The following is a 14,858-nucleotide window of genomic DNA, read 5'->3' as shown; positions in this document are numbered from 1 at the left end:
GCGCCTGGCTTCACCGATCCGTTGACTCTCAACGACGAGCACCCGCCACCGTGTACGCCGCTGTTCCCGCCACGAACAGCAGCCCGGCCGTCCACCACGCCGCGGTGGAGTCTGCTGTCGCCACCGGCCAGGCCACGATGTCGTGCGCCGGGCCGGCTCCCGGAACGAACACCGCCGTCATCGCCCAGGCCAACGGCAGCGTCCAGCCGAACTGACCGCCGAACAGCGTGGCCGCCAGCCCGGTCAGGCCGAGCAGCCCGGCCGCGTTGCGGAGGATCCAGCCGGATTCCATCGGATGGTCGACAAAGCCTTGTGCCGCAAGCATTACTCCACCGGCCACCGCACCGATCAGCAGGAGGTGCACCAGCCGCCGAGGCGGCCAGCGAAAGGAGGCCGTGCGGTCCAGGTCGAGGTCTTGCCCGCTGAGGCCCACGCCCGCCACCGCGACCGCGGCGCCGAGGCTGATTGTCGCGAAGAAGTTCGACCAGTTGTCGCCCAGCAGCGGCGGGAGAACTGCGGCACAGAGCAACACCGCCACCAGTGCCACCGCGAGGTGACGCGAACGAACGTACAGCGCTGTCCACCGCATTAGCGCGCACCGCCGGTGAGAATCTTCAACGGGTCACCGACGCAGGTCAGCTCCGCCTGGCGAGCCGCGCCGATCCGGGCGGTCTGCTCCGCCTCCGGCACCGCCTTCAAGGCCGCCCACGCTGAGTCCGTCCTGGGCTTCAGCGGAGGCAGCCGCTGCGAAGACGGCGGCGCGTACGAGCCGACCAGCCACTGCGCCATCACCCAGCGCGCAGCGTCCTCCCGGTCGTTCTGCTCGCCGCCGTAGGACGCGGCGTGGCAGGGCATCGTCCCCGCACCGCTCAGCAGCACCATGGTCAGACTTGGGCCGCTTTCGTGCCACAGCGCATAGGAGTCCTTCTGAATCAGCAGCCGGGACGGATCTCGCGGGCCGACCTTGGTGGTCCGGAACGACTCTGCCGACTCCTCGATCCGGGTCGGATGGTTCGGCAGTTTTTCCAGATTCCGCAAGGCTTCTTTGCCCGGACCGGCCACAGTGGACAGCCAATCCTCGTGCAATCGCGTGACACACACCGGGCCGTCGCAGACGAGAGCGGATGCCGTCTTGTCCGGGACGTAGTTGTCCGTCGACCAAGCGGGGAAGAGCGGCAAAGCCACCGCCAGCCCGGCCGCCACCGGGAGCAGCGCGAGCACCTTGGCGCGCGCCGAACCGGCCAGCAGCAACAGGATTCCCGCGGCGGTGAGCCCGAGCAGCCAGCTCAGCTGCCCGAGTTCCACCGCAGGGCTCGGCAGATCGAACGGACCGTGCGGCTGCACTTGCCCGATCCCCAGCAGCACCATCGCGTTCGGCCCGGTGCCGTTCATGCCCGACACCTGCGCGAAGAGCCCGCCCGCCAGCGCGAGCACGGCGAGCACCGGAGCGGTGATCGGATGCGGCAGGAGCCGTCCGAGGCCGAGCCCCAGCGCCACGCCGGCGAGCACGGACAGCACGCCGAGCACCAGTTGCATCACCCACGCCGTGGTGAACAGGCCGTCTTTCGCGATGACCTGCCCGACCCCGGCGGCGACGAGCACCAGATAGCCCGCCACCGCGCTGAGCCCGAGGGCGAGACCGAGCTTGGCGGCTCGCTGCCCGGCAGGCCGGGGAGTGGAGCCGAACAGTTCGCCGACCCCGGCGCGGGCGTCCCGCATGCCTTGGATCGCCGCGGCGCCGACGATGATCGGCCACATCAGCACCAGCAGGTAGCGCGGCCACCGCACCGCGGTCAGCCACGTCGCGTTCCAGGCCGCGGAATTGGAGCTCCACGGGCCGCGCGAGAACAGGAGCAGGCCGAGGCTCACCGCCAGGATCGCGACTGGCACCCAGGGAGCGATGGTGCGCCGAAGTTCGATTCGGAACACGCTCATCACCAAGACCCCTTCCCCTGCGCGTGGCCGAGCAGCGCCGAATAACCGCGCTCGATCGGGCTGTCGCCGACGTCCGCCGCATCGCCCGCCGAGGCCAGATCGGCTGGCGTGCCTTGGAAAACCAGCTTCCCGTCGGCGAACAGGACGACGTCCGAGCACGCCGCGGCGACGTCTTCGACCAGGTGGGTGGACACGACGACGCACGCGTCCCGGCCGATTTCCTGCAGCAGCTCCCGGAAACGCAGTCGCTGCGCCGGATCGAGACCGGCGGTGGGTTCGTCGAGCAGCAGAAGCACCGGGTCGTTCACGATCGCCTGCGCGATGCCGACCCGGCGGACCATGCCGCCGGACAGGGTCTTCATTTTGTCCTCGGCACGCTCGGCGAGACCGACCCGCTCGATCGCGCGCTGGACCGCGCCCGGCACCTCACGCTTGGGCATTTCCTTGAGCCACGCCATATATTCGACGAACTCGCGGACGGTGAACCGCTTGTAGTACCCGAAGGTCTGCGGCAGATATCCGATCCGCCGGCGCAGGCCGCGCTGCTCGAAGTGCCCCCCGATCGGCTCTCCGAGCAGCGACAGCTCGCCGTCCGTCGGCCGCAGCACCGTGGCCAACGTGCGGATCAAGGTGGTCTTGCCCGCGCCGTTCGGCCCGAGCAGCCCGTGCACCCCCGTGCCGAGCGTGAGGTCGAGACCGTCGACCGCCATCTTCTTGCGGCCGACCCGTACTTTGAGTGCCTGTGCTTGGATTTCCCAGGCGTAGGTCGCCGGAGCGACCTCGGCGGCTTCCACAGCCCGCATCGGTTTCCCCTCTCGTTTTCCGTCAGTGATGCGCAGCAAGCTGCGTGAAGCTGTTCCGGCGAAGCACTACGAACACGGCCGCGACGACGGCGGCCGCCAGCCAGCCCGGCCAGGCTGCGGCCTCCAGCAGCGCCGAGCTCCCGAACGCGACGCTTGGCACCACCAGCGCGCCGAGCCACAGTCCGATCAGGATCGACGCCGCCCAGGCGACGCCGATGAACGTGCCGAGCGCGAGGGTCCCCGTGGTGAACGCGAGACTCGGCAGCAACCCGAGCCCCATGCGCGCGCCGACCAGCCAGCCGGCGGCGAACAGCACCGCCAGCACCGGCACCACGACCGCAGTGGTCCGCCGCAGGATCAGCTCCAACCCGGCTCGCGGGGTGGCCGCAGTGAGTTCGTATGACGGATCGAGCCCGCGAGTCCATGCCGCCGCGACCCCGAAGACCGGCAGCACCGGGGAAAGCAGCTGCACGAACGACAGCCCGTCGTGCAGTGACCGGTCGAGGTAGACCGACAGCGCGCCGACTACGAGGACCATCAGCAGCCACGGCACCATCACCGGGGTCGCCCAGCAATTCAGCAATCTCGCGGCCCGGCGCGGCATCGGCTGCGGTGCGTGCGCGAGGTCCGGCTCCAGCCCGGCCCAGACGGCGTCGAGCAGACCGGCCACCTCAGTGGTCGACGCACCGGCGAGCCGCGCCCGGCATTGCGCGCACTTCTCCAGGTGCCCTTCGATCGCCCATGCCTCGTCCCCCGGCAGTGCGCGACCGGCGACGTAACCGGCGAGCATCCGGTCGGATACGTGGTTCATGGCTTGACCTCCTCCGGCCAGTCCTGGTTTCACGACAACGCCTCCCGCATCGCGATCCGGGCACGGCGGGCCCGGGTTTTGACCGTGCCCTCCGGCAGGTCCAGCAGGATCGCGGTCTCCCGGACCGACAATCCGTCGAGCACCATGGCTTGCAGCACCTCGCGCAGCTCCGGCGCGAGACTGCGCAAGGCGTCGCCCACCGAATCGCCGACCGTGCCGGCCAGCGCCTCGTCCTCGGCAGCCGGCGCGGACAGCGCTTCCTGCACCGCGGGAGGCGGATGCGCGTGGTGCGCACGCCGCCGGTAGGCGTCGATGAGCCGCCGCACCGCGATCGTCCACACCCAGCCCACGGCGGAGCCGCCGGCGACGACGCCCGCGAACGAACCCGCGGCGCGCCACACGGCGAGGTAGGTCTCCTGCATCACTTCCAAGACGATCTCGTCGTCGGAACAGCGGTGCCGCAGGCGAATCGCGAGCCACGGCGACGTGCGGCGATAGAGCTCTTCGAACGCCGCACGGTCACCGCGGGCGGTGCGCCGGAGGAGGTGCTCCTCGTCCGGCTCCCTGGGTGGCTTGTGTCTCACACCAGGCAAGACGCCACCTCCGCGCTTCTGGTTCTCATAATCGAGTGATGTGGGTCACATATTCGGAGTCGGGGTTCCGGGCGCCATCGTGCCCGGCGGGCGGCGGGGGCGTGAGGGAATGGGAGGGGCTCCGTCCATCGAGTGAGGGCGGCGGGCATCGAGAGTCGACGGACGAAAGCGCGAGCGTGAGCGGGTCGCGAGAACGCCAAGCACCGGCACGGGCGATGAGCAAGAGTGCGAGCGCAGAGCACTGGTTCGGTGCACACGCCGGGCGATGCGAAACGTGCGCGAGGGCCCGTCAGCGCCAGGAACGATGGCGAGCGCGGACTCGGCGTCGGCCGAGAAGGCAAGCAGCACGCCAGAACTTCAACCCAATACGCGACAGAAACCCGAGCAGCGAAACCAGCTCAAGCCGACGGCCAGAACTTCCGCCAGCCCTCAGCCTCCAGCGTCGCTGGTTCCACCCCGGCCTTCCGAGCCGCTGTCTCCGCCGCTCGGATGTCGCGGGCGAACTGCTTGGCTACCGCACGAAGCTCGCCCTCCGGATCCAACCCGCCTCGACGCGCGGTCGCCGCGGTGCGGAACAGGTGGGCGGGGGCCGAGGAGTCCTGCGGGAAGAGGTCCAGCGGAATTCCGGCCCGGCCGCTGCGCTGGCCCAGTTTTCCGGCCAACGCGACAGCGGGCTGACCCAGCGCCACACCGTCCACAATGGACTTACGCTGCTTCTCCGCCTGCTTCAGCTCTTCCCACTTCAGTTCCTGGTGCTCGGCCGTCGCGATGCGGGCCGCGTCGGCGAAGACGTTGGGGTGACGGCCTACCAGTTTGTCCACCAGGTCGCCCGCGACGTCGTCGATGGTGAAGGGGGCCCGGCCGTGTTCCGCCGCGACCCGGGCGTGGAACAGGACTTGCAGGAGGACGTCGCCCAGCTCCTCGCGCAAGGCCGCGCGGTCGTTGTCCTCGATGGCTTCCAGCAGTTCGTACGTTTCCTCGACTAGGTACTGCCGCAGGGATTCGTGCGTCTGCCGGGCGTCCCAGGGGCAGCCGCCCGGGGAGCGCAGGCGGTCCATGACCTCGACCGCTTCCACGAGCGGGGGCACGGGGGTTTCGATCAGTTGCGCGCCGGCGGCGAGCATCGCGGCGGCGGTCGGTTCCGTGCGGGACGCGGCGAGCAGGACGATGTCCGCGAAGGATTGGCCTACTGGCGGGACGCCGAGCTGCGCGGCATCGACGTCGGTCGCGGCGTACACCGCACGGGTGCGAAGCAGGGGCAATGCGGCCGCGGGCAGGGTCGCGCCGTGGACCAGGACTACGGTGCCGGTCACTGCTGAGCCGGGGCACCGCCGCCGTGCAGCGGCACAGCCACGCCGGTGAGCTCGGCCGCGCTCGGGGCGAGGTTCATGCCGACTGCGTCCCACACGCCGTAGCGCGGGTTGATTTTGAAGTCCACGTTGCCAACATACGGCTGAAGCATCCGCACGCCGATCGCGCCCAGCTGGGCCGCAGTCGGCTGCTGGACCTGGTCGGTGGCGACCTTCGCATCGGTCGACCGCTTCCGCACCACGGCGGTGACCCACCAGGTCGGCGCGCTCGCCGGATTCGGCTGGAACGCGATCGCGGTGTTCGCGGGGACGCCGAACAGCACGGTCGCGGCGTCCTGCGGCGACGACAGCGCGGGCGCCTGCTGGCCGACGTTGCCCTGCGCGCCGCCGCGGATGTCGGACTGGATCGCGCCCGGGTTGGCCGCGTACTCCTCGGCCTTGGCGATGGCCTGGCTGCGCGCGGTCTTCGGGTCGATCGACGGGGCCTGGCTCTCCGAGGTCGGCGCGCCGATGCTGGTGTAGTCGAAGTTCACCGCGAGCGTCGGCAGGTACTTCAGCGCGATCCGCTGCTGCAGATACTGATCGGTGACGGCCTCGCGGTGGTCGCGCAGCCGCCAGACGAGCTGGGTGACGGCCGCGGACTGGTCCTGCGTGACGGCCTCGGGCACCGGCGACGCGAGCGGATCTTGTTGCATGGCTTCGGTGACGGTGGCCTCGTCGACCGAAATGCCTTCCTTCTGCGCGGCCTTCACGACGACCTCGTGCAGCAGCGTCTGCCGGACGATCTCGCGCCCGACGAGGTCGAGCTGGTGCCGCGTGGCGAGCTGCCGGGCGTACGGCTGCTCCTGCACGGCGCGGTCGAGCAGCGCCTGAACCTGGTCGATGGTGGTGACCTGACCGTCGACCACCGCGGCGGTGCCCACCTGACTGGGGCCGGTACCGCATCCGGCGAGAAGGAAAGCTCCGGCGAGAACGGCGCCCAGCGCACGGCGGCGCCCCATGATCCGCATCACAGGCCCTACCCTCTCACATGCCCTCGAAACGCAACACCATCGAGGCATTCAGCGGGCTATTGTCGACATATGGACTCTTGGTTGTCGATCGAAGTCCTCGACGGGGCCTTCGCGGCGAGCGCGTGGCAACGCGCTCACGGCGACCGGCTGACCGAGGCCGCGCTGACCAACGGCGCCGAGCAGTGGACGTGGCACGTCCACCACTGGGGCGTGACGCTGGAGATCGAGTTTTCCTCGGAAGAGAAACGGGATCGCTTCCGGAGCCTGCCCGCTGTGACCGCCGCTCTCGACGCGGTGCCGGACCCCGAGCGCGGGCTGCTCGTGTACCCGGGCCGCGGCGGCGGTTCGGGAGCGCGGGTGCCGCGACGACCCCGGCCGTTGCCGATGTCCGGCTGCGGTGCGTTGCCGACACCGGAGGAGGAAGTGTCGTTGCGGCTCGCTACGGCGCAGCCGCCGGGACTCGAGGTCTGTTCGGCTAGCTGAACCGCTGCTTGGCCACGGAAAGCACGCCGTGGCCAAGCATCAAGCGACAGAACCTCGCCGGGGAAACCGCCGCGGGAACCGATTTCGCACGGCAGCCAAGGGACAGGTCCGTTCGAGAGCCGCGGCGATGCCTCGCTGCGGGGACCGCCGCGAGCAGCGATTTCGTGCGGCAACGGCGACGGATCAGGCGAGGCCCGCCGCGGCACTCACACCGCCGCCGGGGTTTTCGTCAGCTGGCCCAACAGCTTCGTGCACCAGTCGAGCAGTTCCTGGTCCCGCAGCACCGGCGCGCCCATCCGGCCGCCTGCGGGGCCTTCGGTCGGCTTCGGCACCGACACCGTGTTGGTGACCGCCTTGTACAACGCCTTGGGGTACAAGCGTTTCAGCCGCACCAGCTGCGAGTCCATCAACGGAAGCGGCGCGAACCGGATCGTGTTGCCCTGCACCGCGACCTCGGTGACGCCTGCGGCCCGGCAGGTGTGCCGGAACGCGGCGACCGCGAGCAGCCGCGTGACCGGCGCGGGCGGCTGGCCGTAGCGGTCGACCAGTTCCTCGCGCACCGCGTCGAGCGCCGCGGTGTCCGGGGCCGACGCGATCTTGCGGTACGCCTCCAGCCGCAGGCGTTCGCCGGGGACGTAGTCGTGCGGGATGTGCGCGTCCACCGGCAGGTCGACGCGGACTTCGGCCAGTTCCTCGTCCTCCGCCGGCTCCGCGCCCGCGTGCCGCCGGAACGCTTCGACCGCTTCGCCGACGAGCCGGACGTACAGGTCGAATCCGACGCCCGCGATGTGCCCGGACTGTTCCGCGCCGAGGATGTTGCCCGCGCCGCGGATCTCCAGGTCCTTCATCGCGACCGCCATGCCCGCGCCGAGTTCGGTGTTCTGCGCGATGGTGGCGAGCCGGTCGTGCGCGGTCTCGGTGAGCGGCGCTTCCGGCGGGTACAGGAAGTACGCGTATCCGCGCTCGCGGCCGCGCCCGACGCGGCCGCGCAACTGGTGCAGCTGAGCGAGGCCGAGCATGTCGCCGCGTTCCACGATCAGCGTGTTGGCGTTGGAGATGTCCAGGCCGGTCTCGACGATCGTGGTGCAGACGAGGACGTCGTACTCGTTCTCCCAGAAGCCCTGGATGATCTTTTCGAGCTTGTCCTCGTTCATCTGCCCGTGCGCGGTGACGACGCGCGCCTCCGGCACCAGCTCGCGGATCCGTTTCGCCGCTTTCTCGATCGACGACACCCGGTTGTGCACGTAGAAGACCTGGCCGTCGCGCAGCAGCTCGCGCCGGACCGCGGCGCCGACCTGCTTGTCGTCATACGCGCCGACGTAGGTCAGGATCGGGTGCCGGTCTTCCGGCGGGGTGAGGATGGTCGACATCTCGCGGATGCCCGCCAGCGACATCTCCAGCGTGCGCGGGATCGGCGTCGCCGACATGGTGAGCACGTCGACGTGCGTGCGCAGCGCCTTGATGTGTTCCTTGTGCTCCACGCCGAACCGCTGTTCCTCGTCGACGATCACGAGGCCGAGGTCCTTGTAGCGGATGCCGGTCTGCAGCAGCCGGTGCGTGCCGATCACGATGTCGACCTCGCCGTCGGCGAGCTGTTCGAGGATCCGGTCCGATTCGGCCTTGTGCGTGAACCGTGAAAGGCCCTTGATGGTGACCGGGAACGACCGCATGCGCTCGGTGAACGTGTTCAGGTGCTGCTGCGCGAGCAGCGTGGTCGGCACGAGCACGGCCACCTGTTTGCCGTCCTGCACCGCCTTGAACGCCGCGCGCACCGCGATCTCGGTCTTGCCGTAGCCGACGTCGCCGCAGATCACCCGGTCCATCGGGACGCCGCGCTCCATGTCCGACTTGACCTCGTCGATGGCCGCGAGCTGGTCGTTGGTCTCGGTGAACGGGAACGCGTCTTCCAGCTCGGACTGCCACGGCGTGTCCTGGCCGAACGCGTGCCCGGGCGCGGCCTGGCGGGCGGCGTAGAGCTGCACCAGTTCGGCGGCGATCTCCTTGACCGCTTTTTTGGCGCGTGCCTTGGTGTTCTTCCAGTCCGAGCCGCCGAGCTTGTTGAGCGTGGGCAGCTCGCCGCCGACGTAGCGGGACACCTCGTCGAGCTGGTCGGTGGGCACGAACAACCGGTCGCCGGGCTGGCCGCGCTTGGACGAGGCGTACTCCAGCAGCAGGTACTCCCGGGTCGCGCCGGCGACCGTGCGCTGCACCATTTCCACGAACCGGCCGATGCCGTGCTGGTCGTGCACCACGTAGTCGCCCGCCTTGAGCGCCAGCGGGTCGACCGCGCCGCGACGGCGCGACGGCATCTTCGTGTTCAAGTCCTTTGTGGACGATCCAGCGGTGGCGCCGCGGCCGGTCAGGTCCGCCTCGGACAGCACCACGAGCGCCCGTTCCGGCGAGACGAAGCCCTCCGCGAGCCCGCCGCAGGTGACCGTGACGACCCCGGCGGGCGGCACGTCGGCGAGCACCTCGGCGTGCTTCGCCGGGACCTCGGCCGCCATCAGCTGCTCGACCGCGCGGCTGGCGGTGCCCTGTCCGGCGACGACGAGCACGCCGGTGCCGCCGGACGCGAGGTGCGCGCGCAGGTCGGTCATCGCGCGTTCCAGCTCGCCCCGGTAGGCGGGCGCGGGCTCGATGCCGACGCGGTAGACGTCCGGGTCTTCGCTGGTCAGCTGGGTGAGCGTCCACCACGGGCGCTTGGTGTCCTGCGCGTGCGCGGCGATCTCGGACAGCTCGCGGTACGCCGACGCGCCGAGGTCGATCGGGGCTTGCCCGCCCGCCGCGGCGGTGGTCCAGGAGGCTTCGAGGAACTCCTGGCCGGTGCGGACGAGGTCGGCCGCGCGGGCGCGGATCTTCTCCGGATCGGCCAGCAGCACGTGGCTGCCTTGCGGCATCGAATCGGTGAGCAGGGCCAGCTCGCCCTCGCAGAGCACCGGGATGAGCGCCTCCATGCCCTCGACCGGGATGCCGCCGGACAGCTTGGTGAGCATTTCGGCCAGGTGCGCGTCGGCCTCGTACGTGGTGGCCAGCTCCGCCGCGCGCGTCTTGACGTCCGGCGTGAGCAGCAGCTCGCGGCACGGCGGCGCGGTGACCCGCTGGATCTCGCCGGGCAGCGACCGCTGGTCGGCCACCGCGAACGCGCGGATCTCGCTGACCTCGTCGCCCCAGAACTCGACGCGGACCGGATGCTGCGCGGTGGGCCCGAACAGGTCGAGGATGCCGCCGCGGACCGCGAACTCGCCGCGCTTCTCGACCATGTCCACGCGCGTGTACGCCAGCTCGACAAGCCGTTCGAGCAGGTCCTCGAAGCTTTGTTCCTCGCCGACGACCAGGTCGACCGGCGCGAGCGACCCGAGCCCGGGAGCCATCGGCTGGATGAGGCTGCGCACGGTCGCGACCACGACGCGCAGCTCCTCGTCGCCGACGTGCAGCCGATGCAGCACCTCCAGCCGCCGCCCGACCGTGTCCGCGCGCGGCGAAAGGCGCTCGTGCGGCAGCGTCTCCCAGGACGGGAAATCGGCCACCCGGCCGGGGCCCAGCAGCGCGCTGAGCGACGCGGTCAGCTCGTCGGCTTCGCGCCCGGTGGCGGTGACGGCCAGCACCGGACGGCCCGCGCCGCCGCGCTCGGGGTCTTCGGCCAGCGCGGCGGCCACGAGCTGCCGTACGGCGACAGCGCCTTGCAGTTCGAGCAGCGGGGCGCCGGCGCGCTCGACAACGCCGCGCAGCGCTGGGTCGGGAAGGATGGCTTGGAGGAGTCCGGACAGTACAGCGTCGGTCACCGTTCCAGCCTACGTCGTGGCACCGACATTACTTTCGATCACCGTTGCCGAGGCTGCACGCGACCGCGGTCAGCAAGCCGATCGTCGGAGCTGCCGTAGCACCGGCGACGGCGCGGAAGAATATCCCGCCGGGGGCACTGACCAGTACGAGGAAGCTCGCCGCGGCGACCACCGCCCACACCAGCACGACAGAGCCGGTCTTCTTGCGGGCGACCAGCGTCGCGGCTGCCAGCAGGGTCGCCGCCATCATGATCCCCGACCAGCCGAGCGCCGCCATCGTCCACCCGGAGATGCGGTACTTGTCCTGGTAGAGGAGCCCGAACAGCCACGGGCCCGCGACATACGCGCCCACCGCTGCCACCACGCCTGCCACAAGCGCGCCAACTCCGCCCCATGCGACGATGCGGCGCAGACGACCAGCGCCGTCCGGACGGTTCGTGATGCGCACGACCATCGGCACAGCGAGTGTTTGCACCGGGGCGAGGACGAGCAACAGCGGCGAGCGCACCAGCGAGACGGCCAGGAACAACCCGCCCAGCTGGTCGTCGCTCCCGGACGGGGCGAGCAGTTTCACCACAGCCGGGTAGCCGGTCAGCACGCTCGCGGTCAGCGCCGCGCTCACGGTCAGGCCGAGCATCCGCCGGAGCACCGCATCCCATGCCTCGCCGGGGACGCTCCGATCGACCGTGCCCCGAGCGGCCGGGATGAAGAAGAGCCAGGCGAACGACCCCGCCGCGACAGACACCGCCAGCCACGTCAGTCCGACGATCCCCGCCGCGACACAGGCCAGGAACGCCGCCATCCGGAGCCCAGCCTCGGCCAGCAAGATCGCGGAGTAAGCACGGCTTCGCCCAGCTCCGATCAGCACACCGCGGGTTGCGTACAGAGCGGGAAAAGCGGCGATACCGAAGAAGGCGACCAATCCCAGGGACGACCGGGGACCGAAGAACTGCGCGTTCACGGACGGAACCAGCGTCAGCCCGGCGGCGACGAAGGCCACCGACTGGGACACGGCGCAGGCCCGGAACACGGTCGCATCTGGCCTGGCACCGGCCACCTCGGCCACCGCGGTCTGCCGGGACAGCTCCTGTTCCAGGGGCGACAACGCGCTGCCGACTCCCATGACGAGGCCCCAGAACCCAAGGAACACGGCATTTTCGGCTGGGCTGAGGTATTTGCCCGCGATAAGCAGGACGAGATACCCGAGAATCGAAGCAGCGACAATGGTCAGCCCAAGCGCACCCGCTGACGTCCGAACCGACTTCGCGGATGGCGTTTCTCCGCCGCTCCGCGCGATACCGGCCCGTTGCCGCACCAAGGAACCTCCATCCGATGCCGGTCATGCCCGCCCGGTCACGTCGATCGTAATTGATCGGCCGATACCACTTCACACCGCGGCCGTCCATCGTGCCAATCCTCGCGAGCCGACCGCGCAGATAACCGGGAAAGTCAACAGAACCACCACTCAAGTTGACCGTTTTCCGCCCACCCTGGACGGATTCGCTTTCCCCTGGGTTTTTTTAAATTTTTCCTGACCGGCCGCGAAGACGGCCAAACCCGCGAAGAGGGGAATTACCGTGTTGTCGAAAATCAAAGTCGCAGGCACCGCCGCGGCCATCGGGGTCGCGATCGCTGGCGGGGTCAGCCTTTTCGGGGCCGGAGTCGCGAACGCGGAGCCGGCGAGCACGCTGAACTGCGGATTGAGCCAAGGACTCCTCCACTGGGCCTATACGAACTGCGGGTCGGTCGCACAACTCGTGCAGTTCCACCACCAGCAGCTCCAGGGGACTTCGTGGGACGAGATCCGGTGCGTCGGGGCAGGCCAAGTGATCACCGTCGGCCCCGCGTCCGAGAACATCTCGGCCTACCCGGTGCAGGGCCCGTGCATCCCCGCGAAGCTGTGAGGACGACCAGGCTGTTCGGGTAAGCCGCCGCGGTGACAGGTGTGTTGCGGCAGCATCGATGCGCCGCAACACACCTGCGTGATCCTCACGTCAAGCCATTTCGATACGCAAAAGCCACGACCTGCGCCCGGCTCGTCAGAGACAGCTTTCGCATGGCGCGGTGCACGTGGGTCTTGACCGTGGATTCGCTCAGCACCAGGCGACTGGCTATCGTACCGTTGTCCATTCCCGCCGACACCAGCCGGACGATCTCGGTTTCCCTCGCCGTCAACGCGTCCGTGGATCCGGCTTCGCCGGAATACCCCGGCAACCCGCCCCGCCGGTGCCTCTCGACCAGCATTCGCAGCACTTCCTGCGGCAGCACCAGCTGCCCGGCGGCGACCTGACGGATTCCCTCCACAATCAGCCTGGCCGACCGTTGTTTAGGCACCGAACCCGAAGCCCCGGCGCACACTGCGCCGAGCACGAATTCACTGTCCCCACCTTCGACCGTCACAAGGACTTTCGGCCCGGGCGGTCGCGCGCGAGCCAACAGCTCGCCTATGAACTCCGGGCCCCGTCTGAGCACGATAAGCCCGTCCAGCAGGACGACCTGAGGCTCAGCGGCACGCAACCCCGCAAGCAAGCCTTCCGCGTCCGCATGGTCGCTCAGCAGTCGAAATATCGACCATCCGCCCAGCAATGCTCGCAGGCCCAAGCGCACAACTTCACAGGTTTCCGCAACGACAACATCGATCAAGGAATCCTCTGGTCTCCCTGCCGGAAATCAGCTCACGCGGCATTTACCGTCAACATAAAGGAATGCAAGAAAATGCGCGATCGCCTTCGACGGAAAACTGAAGAGTAGTTCGAATGCATGACTATCAAGCCACCTCCCTTGGCCACGCCAGCGTATCCGGACCATGATCAATCCGGCATCGGCCATTCGTGTGGCCGGCTATTCGGGTCGGCACACTTATCGGGTCAGAAGCCTGCGACGCCGTCAGGCAGGCCCTGGGTACGGCGAATCCCGGCCAACGGGACAATGGCTATGGCGGCGGGACAGGGAAGGCGTGCTCATCGATCTGCAACCGCGGGCAAAGCGGGCTGCCCTAGTTGTTCCGGCCCAACCCCGCGAGAGCGGGGTTGGGCCTCGGACAGTCAGCGATTCCTGGCCGAAGCGACAACCGCACGCTGAGCAACGACGAGGAAGCTACAGCGTCGGTCACCATCCCAGCCTACGTCGTGGCACCGACAGGTTTCCGCTCCCCGGCGATCACCTCCGCCAACAGGGGCAGCTGCCGCTCGACCGCACCGGGTTCCAGCGAGCCGACGCGCAGCAGCACGTGCTCCGCTCCGGCCTCGGCGTAGCGGCGCACGGTCGCCGAGACTTCCTCGATCGGGCCGGTCACGGTCGCCTGGATGGTGCTGATCTGCGCCAGCGGCCGTTGATACGTCGCCTGCGCGTAGTCCTCCAGGACGCTACGGCCGCGGCGCGGGTCAGAGTCGACGTAAACCGTCAGGAACAGTGACGGGGTGACCTTGCGATCAGTGGTGGCGCGGATCGTCGCGAGGCCGGAGGCGTAATCCGCGGGATCAGGCGGGTACGGGAGCCAGCCGTCGTAACGCAGCGCGGTGCGGCGAAGCGCGGCTGGCGTCGCGCCGCCCAGCCAGATCGGCGGGCCACCGGGGCGCGCGGGGCGGATCGCCGGTGGCAGCCAGTCGTAGTTCAGGACCTTGCCGTGGAACGAGCTCGGCTCGCCGGTCCACAGTTCGCGCCAGAGCGTGACGACGTCGTCCAGGTGCGAGAACCGCGTCCGGAAATCGACCCCGGCCAGCTCGAACTCTCGCTCGCTGAAGCCGGGGAAACCCGCGCCGACGCCCACTGCGAGGCGTCCTTCGGAGATCAGGTCGACCGAGGCGAGCGTCATCGCCGTCTGCACCGGGTTGCGGTGCGCGGGCAGCAGCACGGCGGTTCCGACGGTGACGCGTTCGGTCGCCTGCGCGACCGCGGTGAGCAGGGTGAGCGGTTCGATCCGCGGCCGGGAAAGCGAGTCACCGGCCCAGATCGACGCGAACCCGAGCCGTTCGGCTTCGCGGGCCACTGCGACGAGGGCACGCGGGGTGCCGCCTGCTTCGAGCTGTGCCTGTCCGGCGGGAAGAAGTAGTCCGAATTCCACGCCGTCGACGATCCAGCGCGGCCTGGCGTCCCGGCAATTCCCTGCGGGGAATGGCCCAGCATCCG

13 protein-coding genes are annotated in these 14,858 nt (G+C 69.5%); 2 read left to right on the top strand and 11 right to left on the bottom strand.

Features of this window, described 5'->3' with window-relative positions:
- Positions 1-28: 28 nt before the first annotated feature.
- The 7 genes from AB5I40_RS32790 to AB5I40_RS32760 form a co-directional block, all read right to left on the bottom strand.
- Positions 29-538 carry a hypothetical protein gene (locus tag AB5I40_RS32790; protein WP_370934076.1) on the bottom strand — a complete coding sequence of 170 codons (510 nt, stop codon included), beginning with the start codon at positions 536-538 and terminating at the stop codon, positions 29-31.
- A gap of 50 nt (positions 539-588) precedes the next feature.
- Positions 589-1,935: a hypothetical protein gene (locus AB5I40_RS32785; protein WP_370934075.1), complete on the bottom strand. Its 1,347-nt coding sequence runs from the start codon at positions 1,933-1,935 to the stop codon at positions 589-591.
- Positions 1,935-2,738, bottom strand: a complete 804-nt coding sequence (locus AB5I40_RS32780) for an ABC transporter ATP-binding protein (RefSeq protein ID WP_370934074.1) — start codon at positions 2,736-2,738, stop codon at positions 1,935-1,937. Before AB5I40_RS32780 ends, AB5I40_RS32785 begins: the two co-directional genes overlap by 1 nt.
- Before the next feature lie 22 nt (positions 2,739-2,760).
- A complete protein-coding gene (locus AB5I40_RS32775) occupies positions 2,761-3,549 on the bottom strand; it encodes a zf-HC2 domain-containing protein (protein ID WP_370934073.1) in 789 nt (262 codons plus the stop codon).
- Positions 3,550-3,578: 29 nt separating this feature from the next.
- Positions 3,579-4,133, bottom strand: coding sequence for an RNA polymerase sigma factor (locus tag AB5I40_RS32770; protein ID WP_370940662.1), 555 nt, complete (start codon positions 4,131-4,133; stop codon positions 3,579-3,581).
- Positions 4,134-4,540: 407 nt separating this feature from the next.
- Positions 4,541-5,455, bottom strand: a complete 915-nt coding sequence (locus AB5I40_RS32765; RefSeq protein WP_370934072.1) for a MazG family protein — start codon at positions 5,453-5,455, stop codon at positions 4,541-4,543.
- Complete coding sequence (locus AB5I40_RS32760; protein WP_370934071.1) at positions 5,452-6,453, bottom strand: hypothetical protein; 1,002 nt, start codon at positions 6,451-6,453, stop codon at positions 5,452-5,454. The genes AB5I40_RS32765 and AB5I40_RS32760 overlap by 4 nt, the downstream gene beginning before the upstream one ends.
- Before the next feature lie 81 nt (positions 6,454-6,534).
- Here AB5I40_RS32760 and AB5I40_RS32755 point away from each other — a divergent pair, with 81 nt between their 5' ends.
- A complete protein-coding gene (locus AB5I40_RS32755; RefSeq protein WP_370934070.1) occupies positions 6,535-6,948 on the top strand; it encodes a hypothetical protein in 414 nt (137 codons plus the stop codon).
- 206 nt (positions 6,949-7,154) lie between these two features.
- Here AB5I40_RS32755 and mfd read toward each other — a convergent pair whose 3' ends face one another.
- Both mfd and AB5I40_RS32745 read right to left on the bottom strand, forming a co-directional pair.
- Positions 7,155-10,715: a transcription-repair coupling factor gene (gene mfd / locus AB5I40_RS32750; RefSeq protein WP_370940661.1), complete on the bottom strand. Its 3,561-nt coding sequence runs from the start codon at positions 10,713-10,715 to the stop codon at positions 7,155-7,157.
- Positions 10,716-10,758: 43 nt separating this feature from the next.
- Complete coding sequence (locus AB5I40_RS32745) at positions 10,759-12,048, bottom strand: hypothetical protein (protein ID WP_370934069.1); 1,290 nt, start codon at positions 12,046-12,048, stop codon at positions 10,759-10,761.
- Between the two features lie 259 nt (positions 12,049-12,307).
- Here AB5I40_RS32745 and AB5I40_RS32740 point away from each other — a divergent pair, with 259 nt between their 5' ends.
- Positions 12,308-12,634, top strand: a complete 327-nt coding sequence (locus AB5I40_RS32740) for a hypothetical protein (RefSeq protein WP_370934068.1) — start codon at positions 12,308-12,310, stop codon at positions 12,632-12,634.
- 85 nt (positions 12,635-12,719) lie between these two features.
- Here the strand turns inward: AB5I40_RS32740 and AB5I40_RS32735 are convergent, their stop codons facing one another.
- Both AB5I40_RS32735 and AB5I40_RS32730 read right to left on the bottom strand, forming a co-directional pair.
- Entirely contained in the window at positions 12,720-13,373 is a 654-nt protein-coding gene (locus AB5I40_RS32735) for a LuxR C-terminal-related transcriptional regulator (protein ID WP_370934067.1), read from the bottom strand.
- Positions 13,374-13,851: 478 nt separating this feature from the next.
- Positions 13,852-14,793 carry an LLM class flavin-dependent oxidoreductase gene (locus tag AB5I40_RS32730; protein ID WP_370934066.1) on the bottom strand — a complete coding sequence of 314 codons (942 nt, stop codon included), beginning with the start codon at positions 14,791-14,793 and terminating at the stop codon, positions 13,852-13,854.
- Between the last annotated feature and the right edge of the window lie 65 nt (positions 14,794-14,858).

This window comes from Amycolatopsis sp. cg13 (assembly GCF_041346965.1).
Classification (GTDB): Bacteria; Actinomycetota; Actinomycetes; order Mycobacteriales; family Pseudonocardiaceae; genus Amycolatopsis.
The sequence above is the reverse complement of the archived record's forward strand: the minus strand, read 5'-3'. Positions and strand labels throughout refer to the sequence as shown.